Source organism: Novipirellula methanifontis, assembly GCF_052161655.1.
In the GTDB taxonomy this organism is placed as follows: domain Bacteria; phylum Planctomycetota; class Planctomycetia; order Pirellulales; family Pirellulaceae; genus Novipirellula.
Map to the genome: position 1 here is coordinate 3,278,763 of NZ_CP197418.1, position 14,061 is coordinate 3,292,823.

At 53.5% G+C, this 14,061-nt stretch carries 12 protein-coding genes and 2 tRNA genes; 6 read left to right on the top strand and 8 right to left on the bottom strand.

The features are described 5' to 3' along the window. Window positions 1-98 precede the first annotated feature (98 nt). Window positions 99-1,889: an arylsulfatase gene (locus SH528x_RS11715; protein WP_442510703.1), complete on the top strand. Its 1,791-nt coding sequence runs from the start codon at window positions 99-101 to the stop codon at window positions 1,887-1,889. A gap of 79 nt (window positions 1,890-1,968) precedes the next feature. On the opposite strand, the gene SH528x_RS11720 is transcribed toward SH528x_RS11715, so the two are convergent. Genes SH528x_RS11720 through SH528x_RS11730 form a run of 3 tightly spaced genes read right to left on the bottom strand, consistent with a single transcriptional unit; the run spans window position 1,969 to window position 5,518 of the window. Further along, a complete protein-coding gene (locus tag SH528x_RS11720) occupies window positions 1,969-4,098 on the bottom strand; it encodes an ABC transporter permease (protein ID WP_442510704.1) in 2,130 nt (709 codons plus the stop codon). Next, window positions 4,095-5,117, bottom strand: coding sequence for an ABC transporter ATP-binding protein (locus SH528x_RS11725; protein ID WP_442510705.1), 1,023 nt, complete (start codon window positions 5,115-5,117; stop codon window positions 4,095-4,097). The genes SH528x_RS11720 and SH528x_RS11725 overlap by 4 nt, the downstream gene beginning before the upstream one ends. Next, entirely contained in the window at window positions 5,114-5,518 is a 405-nt protein-coding gene (locus SH528x_RS11730) for a GntR family transcriptional regulator (protein ID WP_442510706.1), read from the bottom strand. Before SH528x_RS11730 ends, SH528x_RS11725 begins: the two co-directional genes overlap by 4 nt. A 722-nt stretch (window positions 5,519-6,240) precedes the next feature. Here SH528x_RS11730 and SH528x_RS11735 point away from each other — a divergent pair. Together SH528x_RS11735 and SH528x_RS11740 are read left to right on the top strand one after the other, a co-directional pair. Continuing rightward, window positions 6,241-7,494: a hypothetical protein gene (locus SH528x_RS11735; protein WP_442510707.1), complete on the top strand. Its 1,254-nt coding sequence runs from the start codon at window positions 6,241-6,243 to the stop codon at window positions 7,492-7,494. Between the two features lie 36 nt (window positions 7,495-7,530). Further along, on the top strand, window positions 7,531-8,355 hold the full coding sequence (locus tag SH528x_RS11740) for a mechanosensitive ion channel family protein (RefSeq protein WP_442510708.1): 825 nt from the start codon (window positions 7,531-7,533) through the stop codon (window positions 8,353-8,355). Between the two features lie 124 nt (window positions 8,356-8,479). Here the strand turns inward: SH528x_RS11740 and SH528x_RS11745 are convergent, their stop codons facing one another. From SH528x_RS11745 to csrA, 4 genes are all read right to left on the bottom strand, one after another. Beyond that, window positions 8,480-9,358: a sugar phosphate isomerase/epimerase family protein gene (locus tag SH528x_RS11745; protein ID WP_442510709.1), complete on the bottom strand. Its 879-nt coding sequence runs from the start codon at window positions 9,356-9,358 to the stop codon at window positions 8,480-8,482. 290 nt (window positions 9,359-9,648) lie between these two features. Then, window positions 9,649-9,719 (bottom strand) — tRNA-Gln (locus SH528x_RS11750). Between the two features lie 178 nt (window positions 9,720-9,897). Beyond that, window positions 9,898-9,970, bottom strand: a tRNA-Glu gene (locus tag SH528x_RS11755). A 491-nt stretch (window positions 9,971-10,461) separates the two neighbouring features. After that, on the bottom strand, window positions 10,462-10,656 hold the full coding sequence (csrA, locus tag SH528x_RS11760) for a carbon storage regulator CsrA (RefSeq protein WP_442510710.1): 195 nt from the start codon (window positions 10,654-10,656) through the stop codon (window positions 10,462-10,464). A gap of 593 nt (window positions 10,657-11,249) precedes the next feature. Between csrA and SH528x_RS11765 the strand changes: the two genes are divergently transcribed. Then, the gene (locus tag SH528x_RS11765) at window positions 11,250-11,687 is read left to right on the top strand and encodes a DUF2203 domain-containing protein (protein ID WP_442510711.1); all 438 of its coding nucleotides are present in this window, start codon (window positions 11,250-11,252) and stop codon (window positions 11,685-11,687) included. 115 nt (window positions 11,688-11,802) lie between these two features. Further along, a complete protein-coding gene (locus tag SH528x_RS11770) occupies window positions 11,803-12,363 on the top strand; it encodes an NUDIX hydrolase (RefSeq protein ID WP_442510712.1) in 561 nt (186 codons plus the stop codon). A 91-nt stretch (window positions 12,364-12,454) separates the two neighbouring features. On the opposite strand, the gene SH528x_RS11775 is transcribed toward SH528x_RS11770, so the two are convergent. Further along, the gene (locus SH528x_RS11775) at window positions 12,455-12,910 is read right to left on the bottom strand and encodes a hypothetical protein (protein WP_442510713.1); all 456 of its coding nucleotides are present in this window, start codon (window positions 12,908-12,910) and stop codon (window positions 12,455-12,457) included. A gap of 530 nt (window positions 12,911-13,440) precedes the next feature. Between SH528x_RS11775 and SH528x_RS11780 the strand changes: the two genes are divergently transcribed. After that, complete coding sequence (locus SH528x_RS11780; RefSeq protein WP_442510714.1) at window positions 13,441-13,974, top strand: hypothetical protein; 534 nt, start codon at window positions 13,441-13,443, stop codon at window positions 13,972-13,974. Window positions 13,975-14,061 lie beyond the last annotated feature (87 nt).

A 14,061-nucleotide genomic window follows, 5' to 3' on the forward strand; every position in this document is an offset into this window, starting at 1 on the left:
CTTGACGACTTCCGCTACGATTAATAAGTGATTCAGGAAGATTTAGTAAGCCTCCCGTTCGCCTTCCGTCTCCGCCCATCGTTACCGCTGGATTCAACGTGAATTTTAAACTCATTCTCCTGCTGCTTTTCATTGTCGAAGCTCATTTTCTCGGCGACTCCGTTTGCGACGCTGCGGATCAACGGGCTGCAAACGAGCGTCCCAACGTGATCGTGATTATGAGTGACGATCAAGGCGTAGGTGACTATGGTTTTATGGGCAACTCGGTTATTCGGACGCCCGAGCTCGATGCGATGCATGCTCGCAGCGGCTACTTGAGCCACTTTTACGTCAGCCCCGTGTGCGCTCCGACCCGAGCGAGTCTGATGACTGGCCGCTACAACTATCGCACTCGATGTATCGACACCTATGTGGGCCGGTCAATGATGGATGCGGAGGAAGTGACGATGGCCGAGTTCTTGCGAGACGCGGGCTATCGCACGGGCATCTATGGCAAGTGGCATCTCGGCGACAACTATCCGTTACGGGCAATGGACCAGGGTTTTCAGGACAGCCTTGTGCATCGTGGTGGTGGCATCGGGCAACCTTCCGACCCGATCGGAGCGGAGGGCAAATATACCGACCCCATCCTGTTCAAAAACGGTGAGGAAGTGGCAAAGAAAGGCTATTGCACCGATATCTTTTTTGATGCTGCAATGGATTTCGTCAGCAAGAGCGTCCACGACGGCAAGCCCTTTTTTACTTACATCGCGACGAACGCTCCACACGGTCCGTTCGATGATGTGCCGGAGGAATTGTACGAACAATACAAGCAAGTTGATTTCACACCGATTCTAGTCAACAAGCTCAATCCAAAACGACTGGTGGACGAGACCGACAAACTCGCCCGGATCGCTGCCATGATCACTAACATCGATCAAAACGTGGGCCGCTTGAATCAGAAGCTCACCGAACTGGGCATTTCTCAAAATACGATTGTGCTGTACCTGAATGACAATGGACCAAACTCGCCTCGCTTCGTCGGCAATATGCGAGGAATGAAAACAGGTGTCGACGACGGAGGGATTCGCTCGCCGTTGTTATTCCAATGGCCTGCAAAGGTTCAACCGGGCAAAACAGCCGCGGCAATGTGTGCCCACATCGATATCTTGCCCACAATCTTGGATGCCTGCGGAGTCGAGGTTCCAGCGAGTCATCATCTAGATGGACGCAGCTTTTTGCCGCTATTGACCCAAGAACAAACGAAATGGCCGACGCGACAAATCGTTTTTCAAACGCATCGCGGTGACGTTCCTCAGCAATACCATCACTTCGCCATCCACGAGACACCGTGGAAACTGGTTCACCCCAGCGGATTTGGTAACGAAAGTTTCGAGGGCGAACCGCAGTTGGAATTGTACGACTTGAGCCGCGATCCGCGTCAGCAACATGATCTCGCGGCCCAGCATCCCGAAGTGGTCCAGCGACTGAAGAAAAATTACGAGCATTGGTTTGCCGACGTTAGCTCGACGCGGCCCGATAACTATGCGCCGCCTCGGATCATCATCGGGACGCCTCACGAGACCGAAACGGTGCTGACTCGACAAGATTGGCGACACGATCATGGCAGGCCTTGGGGAGCGGATTCCAACGGGTATTGGTTGTTGGAAGCGGATCAGGCAGCCGACTATGAAATCGAAGTCATCCTTGCCTCGGATGACCATCCCATGGGAACTGCGACCATCACCACGGAAACGATCGATCAAACAATCGACATTGCTGCTAATCAACAACGCGGTCATCGCACAAAGATCAAGCTTCCGAGCGGCAAAATTAAATTGATGGTCAATGTGAACTTTGACGGGACGAATCAAGGCCCTCACCAAGTCATCTTGCGCAAGTCGAAGTGAGTCATTCGACAGAGTAATCTGAGCAGACGTTTTACCGACGTCTATCGAGCGACTTGCTTGATGGCGGTGGGGCTAACCCTCACTCTTCTCGTGCAAACACCTCAATTCCTGTGCGAGGAGGTGAGGTCCAGTCGGCATCGCAGTGAGGACACGTGGCGTCATCAACGCGTTTTTCTTTTCCACAACTCTCGCAAACCACTTTCACAATACGATGGTGCAGCGACAAAACCGCCAACGGAGTTGCAACCCCAAACAGAGGTGTGATTATGAGCCATCGTAATCGATCACGACGACGAAGTGAACGCCGACGACACGCAGCAATCGTCAACCCGATTGCAACCAAAATATGCAGAACAGTCGCAGCGATGAGCCAACCGATATAACGATTCGTAACATGGCTGGTGTATGTTCCCCCATTCGTTTTCGAGCGAAACATCGATTCTGCGGCTGACGCCAACTGAATCAGCGGAGGGATGCATCCTTGGGCCATCGCAATCGTGGGCGAATCAGCGGGGAAATCGCCAAGCATGTACTGCTTGATTTCTCCTACTTTACCGTCGGCTCCGATGCGAATCGTGACCGCACGGTAAAACCAATTGCTTTTCAGCAACAGAAAACCATCGTCACCAAAATCTACGATTTGGCCTTCGGGATTACCGGGAACTTCAAACCATATCGATGGCAGCTGAATTGTTTGGAACTTTTCCAATTCAAGTTTCGGTATGCCAAGTCGGGTTACTTGGAAATACTCGTCCCGTTGTGGTGACCTTAACCACTGCGAGACATCGGCATTGGTACTGTGGATGTGGAAAAGCGACATTTCATTTCCGCTGGTGACGACGGCGGTCGGGCCATGGCCTGCCAAGTTGCTGAACGAGCAAACAGCATCGACGTGTTCTTGCAAAAGTGGTTTCGCTTTGAGCGGAGCATCTTGAATTTGATAAATGCCGTTGTGGTCGACAAGAACGTCGACATAGGGAATTGCAGCATTGCCCCAGATCATTGGGTCAAACGCATCAAACGGTTGCGAGCTTGATCCTATACCGCCACGATCAAACAAGCCCGCAAGCTTGGGAGTCGATCGGTTGCTTTGGTCGCTGGAATACAGCAAGAAGTATCCGTCGCGATGATAGATCCAACTGTAGCCATATTTTAGTTGGTTGTATTGTTGGCTAGGAATCGGCTGAAACAGCATAGTGTCATCAGAACCGGGGTCCGGCGCAATCAACGTTTCTTCGATCCAAGTGAACTTTCGACCCGCCGAAATTTTTTCGGCTTCGCTGGGGCGAACATAAGGCGACTCGAGTTTCGCTTCGACTGCGGGCCTCGCTTGAACCACGATGTAATCGTTGCGTTGTTTTTCAGAATCCCAACGATACTCTTCCACGGTTTGATAGAGATCGCCGTCTGAATCCACTCGGGTTTGCCGCACGTCACCGGGGAGCCGATAGGCAAATTCATGAGCAAATGAAAAGATGACGAAGCTGATGATCGTCCAGACCGACAGCACGCTGAGGGTCAGACCGATTGCCGCGAACCGGCTTCTGATGCCATGGGACGCGGATCGCGATGACTGGTCACTAAGTGCGACATAAGCGTGATGGGCAATGATCAACAACGCAGCCAAGATGGCCACGACGGGAATCATCCAGTACCCGAACGTGGTCCACGTCGCCGAATCGCATGCGGCTGAGGTCAAACCGACGGGCAATCCAGCAATTAACAACGGCAGTGGTCGCGAGCCCACCCAACGTGCTCGGCGAGAAACCATCCATACGGTGGCTGGATAAAACGAAAACCCAGCGATCCAAATGAATACACCTGCGGCAAGTGAGATCGGGGACGCTGGACGCGTCTCTGGTGCGACTGATGCGAGCCAGACCCAAGCGATTAACATTGGAATTGCAATCGCGAGACTATGGACCGCCATCGCAGCGAATACCTTGGCAAGGTAGATCCGCGTCCTTGATATCGGCTGCGAAAAGAGCAAACCGCGGACCTCACTGCGTTGTTCGGGCAACGTTTGCATCAAGCCAATGGCAATCGCATAAAGTGCCGAAACGACCACCGTCACCGAGCTTATCTGCTGTACCAGTGCTGTCGTCCAACCATCGGAGCTCGGCAGATTCATCCACAATAAAACCGCAGCAGCGATCATGGCGATTGGTAGAAAGCGAACCGCTTCACGCCACTCTTTCCAGAACATCATCGCGATTGCTCCTGAGTTGAAACCAATGAATCGTTATCGGTACGAGCTTTCCCGCCATACGGCGTCGACGTGACAAACGAATGCTCCGCACGCTCGCGTGAAAGGTAGGCCACCACCAAATCGTCGAGCGAAGTCGTCAGTGCTTCGACATCGCCATGCGAGAGCGATCTTAGTTGTTCGGTGAAATCGCCGGGAGCATCCGCCACACAGACCAAAATGTGTTTTCCGACAAGGCGAACTTCAACAATCCCCGCAGCGATCGATTGCAATTTCTGCAACAGGGCGGTCGGATCTTCCTCGGGCGATACCTCCATGGCGTAACGATTTACCCTGGTTTGGAAATCGGCAAGCGAGGTGTGGATCAGCAGTCGTCCTGCGATCATGACCGCGATTTCGTCGGCAATTCGCTCCACATCGTCAATCAAGTGGGTGCTCAGCAGGACGGTTCTCGGTCGACCATCACTGGTTGATTGTCCCGCGAAATCAATCAGTGTTTCGTTCAGCGATCGACGACTGACCGGATCAAGCCCAAGCGCCGGATCATCCAAAATCAATAACTCGGGATCGCCCGCCAAGGTCGCCGCAAGGCTAACGCCAGCTCGCTGACCACGACTCAGGTCGCCGGCGCGTTGTTTAGCGTCGATGGCAAAGTGGGCGACAATTTCCGAGAATCGCTGCTGGTCCCAGTGATCGTTGAATGAGCGAGTGAATTTGGCAATCTCGCTGACTCGCATCCAGGGATACAAATAGTGCCCTTCGACCAAATAGCCGATCCGGCGACGATGCTCGGGCGACAAGTCGTGCGAATTGACACCCAGGATTTGGCTCCGGCCTCGCGTCGGTGCCAACAATCCCATCATCATTCGTATCGTGGTCGTTTTCCCTGCTCCGTTCAGTCCCAACAACGCGGTGACTTTGCCAGGCGGAACATCGAAATCCAATTGGTTCACGACGCAGCGATGATCGAAATAACGCGTCAATCCCGCTGCATAAATCGCAGGCATTGCTGTGTCTATCATGATGTTTTTCCTTTTTGATCGCCAAGCACCTTTGAGCATTGTTTTTGCACGAGCGCTACCAGTTCTGGCTCCGAAAAACCAAGTAAAACGGCCTCGCTTACCAAAGGGTCGATCAAGGCGTTGACTCGCCGAATACGCTCTGCCTTGGTAAAAATTTCACGTCGCTGAACGACGAAGTACCCACGCCCCTGCTGGCTCTCAATGACGCCATCGCGAGTCAATTGGGAATAGGCTTTTGCCACAGTGTTGTGGTTGATCACCAATTCGCTTGCCAAGCCGCGGACGCTTGGTAGCGGGTCACCCGTGTGGACCTTTCCGCTAGCGATCGCGGCGCGGATCTGTTCTACGATCTGACGAAAGATCGGAACGTCGCTGCCGGTCGTAATTTGAATTGTTAACATCGAACCTCTTTCACTGACCCAGCTGTACCGCTTTGCATAGTACAGTAGGCGAGTGGGGTGCCGAATGCAAGTTGCATTTTCAAAAAAAGTTTTAGGCAGAGTGCGGAAGAGTCATCGTCTTTCGACAAATCGGACGCAGTGACGCTGGTTAGAACCTTTGGAAGAATAGCTGGCGGCATTTTCCGTAGTGGACGAGGCAACGAGTCCTTTTTGTCTGAATCAAGCTGCAGGACTCGTTGCCTCGTCCATTACCGCCCGCCATTTATTGTTCCGATCGTCCTCACCAGCGAATCCGTGTCGTTGGTTCGAGGGGGGGGATGTGGTTGGTCAGCCAAACGACATTCTCTGCAAGTGATCGCTTTTGATTCTGGCCGTGAGTCTCGCGGATGAACACGCAAACGGCTCTCGAATAATCGTAGGTTCCCCGGCATGATGCTCGGTCCCTCGGTAGCATGGTTCACGTGCAGCATTCTTCGCGTTTCGATGCAGCGGACGGAGCGCTCTGCGAGTAAGCTGTAAGGCAGGTCCAAGCAGGCACGCGTAGGTATTTGGGCATTGCTTCGTTGGCTGTTTGGGCATTGTTGGCCGCCTCAACCGTGGATTGTGACTTGTTGATTGGATGAGCCCGTTTGCGACCAAACGGCTCGTCACGCACAATCCCTTGGCCTGCTTGTTCAATTTGCTGCGTGTTTACCCGACGGTCTTGAAAAGAGCATATTCAAATGGAGGAGCCTCGATCGGTCTGGTCGTATATTCCCGTTGCCGAGTTTGTGGCTCCGACGCCACCTGCCTCCGATGCCGCCCGCGGTAGCCTGCGGCGTGTTTGGAATTGGGTCAAGCATTCTGTGCGTTCCCCGTCCTCACCGGCGATCGATGAAATGTCTCAGTGGGACCGTCCCGCTGACGAGCTATTGAAATCTGTTTCGCATGCCCCCGATTGGTCGGACGCCGCGAGCGAACTGGCCAATAAACTCGGTGACGATTGGTTCAAGTCCGAACAGCCTACTCTGCTGATCCAACCGCTGGTGGGGCCGCCTGGCTGCGACATCTCAGGCGTGCTGCAAACGCTGGCTAAGCAAAGGCGGCTCCGCACCCTTGCCGCTCCTGATCCGAAGTCGATCCTGGAATCAGCGAATCAACTCGAGACAACTCCGTCTGGTGATTCGGCGGCAAATGCTGGGGACGAGTCGAGTGGTGAGATTTTGGTCGTTCCGCACTTGGAAAAATGGTACTTGCGTCACGAGGATGGCTTGACTCTGGTGCGGCAACTCGTTGAGCAGTTGATCACTCGCCGGAACCGGGTGTTGATTGGATGTGACAGTTGGGCATGGACTTTCCTGCAGCACGCCGTTGGCATCGAAGACATTCTCGGTCCGCCGCTCACCTTGGCACCGCTGGACGAAGCTCGACTGGACACATGGCTCCGCCGCACATTACCCGTTGGACAAATCGAGTTCCGACGTACAAGCAACGAGCAACCTATTTTCCCCGAGCTGACCGAAGCGGGAAATGGGAGCGAAAACGAGAAGGCCAAGCCAGCGAATGGAAGATCTGATATTTTGACCAGTTTGGCGGTGGTCGCACATGGCAACCCAGGTGTAGCTCGCGCGAAGTGGAATGCATGTCTGCGAACGTACAACCCGAACAGCGATGAATCGCCCAGCGTCGCTCGCAAAACCGAATCCGTCCTCTGGGTCGTCTCGCCCGACAAACTCACGCCGCCGCAATTCCCCGTCGATAGCGACCGCATGCACCGCTTCGTTCTGCATGCCGTGCTGCTGCATGGGGGGCTGTCGCTCGCCTCGCTGCTTGCCATCCTGCCGTTTTCGCGTGATGAAATCTATCGCCGCGTCCGTGAACTGTGCAGAGCGCACTTTCTCGACGAACAGGACGATGTATTGCGAGTGAATTTGGTCGCGTACCCGATCGTCCGACGAGACCTGCAAAGCGAAGGGTTTCTGACGGATGCGTTTTAACCCCACCCCGTGGCTTTCGATTAGGAGCCATTGATCATGCCCGACGCCAAAGCCTCGCAAGAAGAGGTCACACGAATCTTACGCGAGTGGAGTGAAATCCATCTGTTTGAGGCAACTTTCGTTCTGGTCGCAGGCTTCACATTGGCTTGGATCATCAAATGGATTATTCCGAGGCTTGCGGAGCGCGTGCCGGATCGCTTCCGCTTGTGGATCCTGCCCTGGGAACCGATCTTGCGCGCGATGATGCTGCTGTTTGTGGCGGCCTACATCATCCCACTGTTCATTTATCCCACGCCACAAAATTTGCTGGCGATCTCGGGTGCATTGGCCGTCGCACTGGGGTTTGCGTTCAAGGATTACGCCAGCAGTCTGATCGCAGGAGTGGTGGCGTTGTACGAACGGCCCTACCGAAACGGAGATTGGGTCAGGATCGACGATACCTATGGGGAGGTCCGATCACTTGACTTGCGAACGGTTCAGATCGTGACTCCGGACGACACGGTGGTTGCGGTGCCCCACAGCAAAATATGGACCACGGCGATCTACAACAACAACACAGGCAAACGCGAACTGATGTGTGTCGCCGACTTTTACTTGCACCCCGATCACGATGGTCGACTAGTACAGCAAAAGCTTAACGATGTGGCTTTGGCGAGCCCCTATCTGCAGATTCGCAAACCAATCCTTGTTGTCGCCGCTGAAAAACCTTGGGGGACGCATTACCGGTTGAAGGCCTACCCGATTGACGGACGAGACCAGTTCAAATTCATCACCGATCTGACTCAGCGAGGTAAGGTAATGCTGCGGCGTCTCGGGGTTCAGCCCGCCGCCACGACCGCAGTTGTGCAATCCGAAGGGTAGTTTTCAACTGAGTGCCTATCCGAAAATCGGTAGGGGAGGTCGCCATGAGTTTCGATCAAAATCAATCGGATCGAAACTGTTAACGAGTTTCGCTACGGGATTGTTGTTACGACGCGTGTTTGGGCTACATCTTTTTTAGGTGCGTCATGCTTTGGCGGATGCTTGCCAGTGGGTCAGGCGACTGGTCCTGCTCGACGTGACAGTGAACCACGCCAGCCTCGGCTGCGGCTGCGAAGATCGGGTCCATCGGAATCACTCCGTCTCCGAGCTCTTCGAAGGCTTCGTTGGCGACTCCGTTGTAAGTCGGCACAGGCGTTTGTTTATTCAGATCTTTTAAGTGCAACTGAGACACGCGTCCCTTCAGCTTGCGAATCAACTCCGCAGGATTGTGACCGCCAAGCTGGACCCAAAAGATATCGACCTCAAATTTCATTTGGTCCGAGAACTCGTCCATCAGCACTTCGTAGCCGTACTTACCGCCCTCTTTTGGCTCGAACTCAAAGGCATGGTTGTGATACGCCAGCTGGATCCCAGCCGCGTGAGCTTCTTCGGCCGCCTTGTTGCAGCGATGTGCCGTCACTTTATAGTCGTCGAGCGTGGTGCGGTTTTTGTCTGCTAAGTAGGGAACCACCAAATGAGTCAGCCCGGCATCCTTGGCCTTCTCTAAAATTTCCGAGAATGGAGGCACCCCTTTGTCGTCGGGATTGACCACCGAGTCCCAATCAAAGTGCGAGGAATGAATGGCAAGTCCGTTATCGCGAGCGGCATCGATCATCGGTTTCGCGTTGGGAAAACCATACGGCTCGACCTGCTTGTAGCCTGCATCGGCAACGGCCTTCAATGTCCCGGCAACATCGTCTTTGATCTGGTTTCGCAATGTGTACAGCTGGATCCCGATTACTTTTCGGTAGATGTTGTTTTTATCCAGTGCAAGAACCAGTCTTGGCGTCAAAGCGGCCGCAGTCATCGCGACACTCGCACCCAGAAATTGCCGTCGTTTCATCTTAGTCGTCCGTAGAAAGAAGTCCGGAAGGAGAAGAGGGATCAGCCGATATTGTAGTCCAGACGAGCTGGGCACAATTGACGGTTTTTCAGCCGTCGCGAGGGCTGTCGCAGGTAAAGCCTAAATTTGTCAGCAACGGTGACGATCACCGCGACAAATCCGACGGTGGTTTCATCGATGCCGATCCCGAGCAATGAATCGCGCATCCTAAACCGACCACCCTGAAACGAAAAACGCCCGCAGGTTGCGGGCGTTTGATGACTTGGGACGTTACACGATGGGAACGTCAGCTACCCCGCAAGGACTCGAACCTTGAATGGCTGAACCAAAATCAGCAGTGTTACCATTACACCACGGGGTAGAACTTCACTTAGTCTAGCAATACTTTGCTTTGTTCAGAAGAGGAGCTTTGACGCTCTTTCTAGGTTCACCCCAAAATTTTTAAGGGATAACCTTACTTCTTTCGAAGACTTCCAAACAATGAAAAAACCCCGTGGCTTCGAGCGGATGCTCTCGCCACAGGGTTTAGTGTGTATCAGTGACCCCTACGGGACTCGAACCCGTGTTACCGCCGTGAAAGGGCGGTGTCCTGGACCGCTAGACGAAGGGGCCATGAATTGTGGAAATGTCCTCGCCCTAAGGCGTGTGACAAACTCCGCAACGCGTTGATCACTGTGAGAGAGTTTTTAGCTAAGACCACTAACTCTCGTCAAGGGTTCACATCCCTTGATATTCATTCTCGGCGGAAAAAAGTTCTGGCTTGTAGGAAAACACGGCGTTTAAGTGAAAAACTTTTTGTTCTTTGCCTTGTCTCTGCCGTTGGTTTTAACTCCAGCCGACTTTCAATCCCGAGAAAACCCGCCAATGTAAATCGCTGGAACCACTCCGGCGATGGTTGGGCGGCATGGAGAATGCACAACGCAGGCTTACGAGCTCGGAAGCTTGATGTGCACGTGAGCTTGCAGCAACAATAGCCTCAGCAACCGCGCAAAAAAATACTCGCAGTTTTCAACAACTGCGAGCAAAGATCATCGCAGGCACAAATGGCTGCGAGATTGTGGTTAGGAACGAACCCAGGGTGATAGGGACATCACCCGGTCCTATCAGGACTCGACTGGCGTGTCGCCTGATTCCCGACTGCGTTGAATCGCGTCGTAGACTTCCCGGCGATGAACAGGCACCTCACGTGGGGCTTCGACGCCCAAGCGGACTTTGTCCCCACGGATCTCGACAACCACGATTCGGATATCGTTGTTGATAACGATGCTTTCGTTTTTCTTTCTCGATAAAACTAACATTGATTCCAGTCCTTTCCTAACCGGCCCTGATTCTTCAAACTTATTATGCCTACAGTCCCGATGCACACAGTGCCTCAGTCGAATGAGATCCGCTTGAAGCAGGTGCTTCGTTGATCCCGCTTGCTGATCTCAATGACTATGATCATCGCACGTAGGCCGGTTGTGTCCGCAGGATCGCTCCGTGTATACCCGCTTTCCTGACACAATGAACTCTAAGTCAAAAATAGCATCAGTCAAGGAATTATGCCTTGACAAACCCCGGAATTTGACCTTTCGCCCACCCATCAGGTAATGGTGGCATCTCGTAGCGGGCTCTGTTTCGGCCCCAAAGTTGCTCAAACGCCCCAAATCTGGCGTTTTTGGCAGCATTAACCGTCATCGTAAAATGAAATGTTGTAGGCGAGTTTTTAGGCACTCCGGAACCATTAGGGCTTTTCGTTCGTCGTACTGTTAGGTAGACACCTCTGTGTGAGTGCCGCCATAGCCGGTTTTCTTGAGTGAAAATCGGCGCAATCTGCAAAAATACAGGTCCGCTGCTAGCCCCAATCGGTTCAAACAAAATGGTACGAGCAATATCTAGCGACGATAACTCCATGCCCGTCCGAGGGAAAGTTTTCACTCGCGAAAGGGCGACAGAGATGTTGCCGCTTTTGCGGACGATCCTCCGCGACGCCTTGCAGTTAAGCCAAGCGATTGATCGACAGCGAGATCAAATTGCAGGAATCGACAAATTAGCGGAAACGATGGACCACCCCTCGTATCGCGACGAAGTCAACGACATTCGGGTGACATTGCAGGATGAGGAAGCGAGATTGGAACAATGCATCATCGAGCTGACCGAACTTGGGGTCGAGCCTCATTTGCCGCTCAATGGAAACATTGATTTCCCGGCCATTGTGAACCGCCAACCCGCCTGTCTGTGCTGGGCGCTGGGTGAAAACTCGGTGGATTTCTGGCACAATGTGGGGCAGGACGCGGCATTCCGACGCCCGCTGCCTCCGAAAACCATCGGCACTGAAAAGTGCCTGTGATGAGTAGAATGCCTGTGACGAGGTAGTGAGGTTTTTTTCACGACGGTGGATCTGCGGCTAATGCCGTCACCTCCCAGAGCAACCGTCATTGCACCGAGAAACGGACTTCACCGAAATGAACCAGACGGATTCCACGAAACCCGACGAAAAAATTGTACTTCGCGGGGCTCGCTTCAACGTCCATGCGATGTCGTTGATCGGAAAGGATGGCAAGACCTATGTTCGCGAGGTGGTTCGACATCCCGGCGCCGTTGTCATCTTGCCGCTGATTGATGACGACACGATTGTGATGATTCAAAATCATCGCCCCACCGTTGGTGAAACGCTTTTGGAATTGCCCGCTGGTACGCGAGAAGCAGATGAACCAGCGGAAAAGACCGCATTTCGCGAACTCATCGAAGAAACCGGCTATCAAGCCAAATCAGTAAGTTTGGTCCATGAGTTCTATTCGGCTCCCGGCATCAGCGATGAATTGATGCTGCTGTACGTTGCACGGGATTTAACCGAGGGCAACCATGCCCGTGAAGCGACGGAGCAGATTGAGAATTGCATTGCGACTCGCGACGACGTTCGCAATTGGATTGCCGAGGGGCGAATCCGAGACGCCAAGACGCTAGTTGGGTTGTATGCGTTCTTGGCGGGAGAGTGCAGAAGCGAGAAGCAGAACTCGAAATGAGTTCTGCTTTGTGACTCGGTCCACTTCACCCGTTTGTCGACATCACCGGTAAATCGATGTTACCGGTGTCGAAAAGGTAACGGGGCGGGCGTCACGAGTTCTGGATCGGTTGTCCGGTACCCAGTTGTGCCAAGACTTGCAGCACTCCGTTTAGGTGAGCCAAGCGAGGTCCGAAGCGATCGACAAATTCATTGAGCATGAATTCGCCCTCCATCAAATGTTCTTCATTTTCCAGGATCTCTTCGGTCAACGAATCTAAGAATCCGGTTTGTACTCGGCTGAGCGTTTCGGCGGCACGCCGGCAAGCGCGAGACAGCTCGGGGTTGGAATCTTTCCACTGCTGCAATTCACCAGCACGTTGTTTTTGAATCGATGCGTTTTGTTGGATCAAATCTTGCAGCAAGCGATTCTGTTGATTTTGGCTCGCCACCATCTGACGCAATAGCTCGATGGTCAAGCGGCTCTCCGAGATCGAAGAATCGGCTCCGGATTCGGGAGAAACGTCAATGCGGAACATAGGCGAGGCAGGTTCCTGGTCGTAAGACATGGGCGTTATTTCCTATTGCGTCAACTGCAGGGGCGATAAGGTCAGTGGGCACATCCAATGGCCACAATGGAGTCACCATTGTGATTATGCCCGAACAAAATTTCGAGAAGCCGACGGGCGGCGAGAGCGTGATTGCTACTTTTGTGCTGGCATTCTGATTGCCCCGAGTATAACCAGCAAAAAATGGAGTTGTCGAGCAAACCGTGCTGACAATCAAAAATTCTAAGACCCCCCTGCGAACTTGCCGGGCTTCCTGTCTAAATCGCCTTGACGTCACAACTTGCCTGGGTTACCAGCCGCCGGATTTACGAATTCAGCCGTTAAAGTCGACAGGACCGGAACGCCGATGACATCGCTAGGGACTTGCCTGCCACGATCCCGCTGCGTTTTGCCAGTTGCCGGTAGACTCAGCTGGCCGGAGACTCAGCTGGCGGAGACGTCAGCAGCGACGGGAATCGATTTGACTCCGTTCGTGGCAAATTCTCGTTTGATTACCCGAAATTTTTACTCTAGCCCCCGTTACGAACTGAATGCCCGATCCGACCAACCCGACGATTGGATACTTTACGGTGGTACAAGACGACCGAACCGGTTGGACCGGGGGGCTGCTGATTTTAAATCGTGGCGGTCGCCCAGTGGAGTTTCAATGCACGTTGCCGGTCCGTCCTTCGCGAGCTCACGAGATCCTGTTCGGCACGACAATGCGTGAACATTTGATCGGTGAAATCATTGGGCCGATGCTGGTCACCCGATGTCGCACGCCGATGTCGCTGTTGTGTTGCGACCAAGTCGAATCGCTGACGCTGAATTCGAGAGGCGATGTTCCGGTCGCACTCGTTTCCGAGGCAGCCGAAAGTGAAGAGGGGCCGATTACTGACGACATGCTGATGGGGGCGTCCCGAGTCGCCCTTGTCAACGCGACGCTGCATGTGCCGCTGGAGCGAATTGACGCGGTCGAAGCATTGGTCAAATACTTTGAGGACATGCCCGATGCGATCGAACCGTTTGAACGTATCCGTGAAGCCATCCGCGAAGCCCAATCACAAATTGCACGTGCCGCCTAGCGCTGCGTGAACTTTCATTCTTAGGGAAACGAAATTCGCCAAGCCTTTCGGCTGGCACCGCAGACCACCGACGGTCACGCGCGGCTT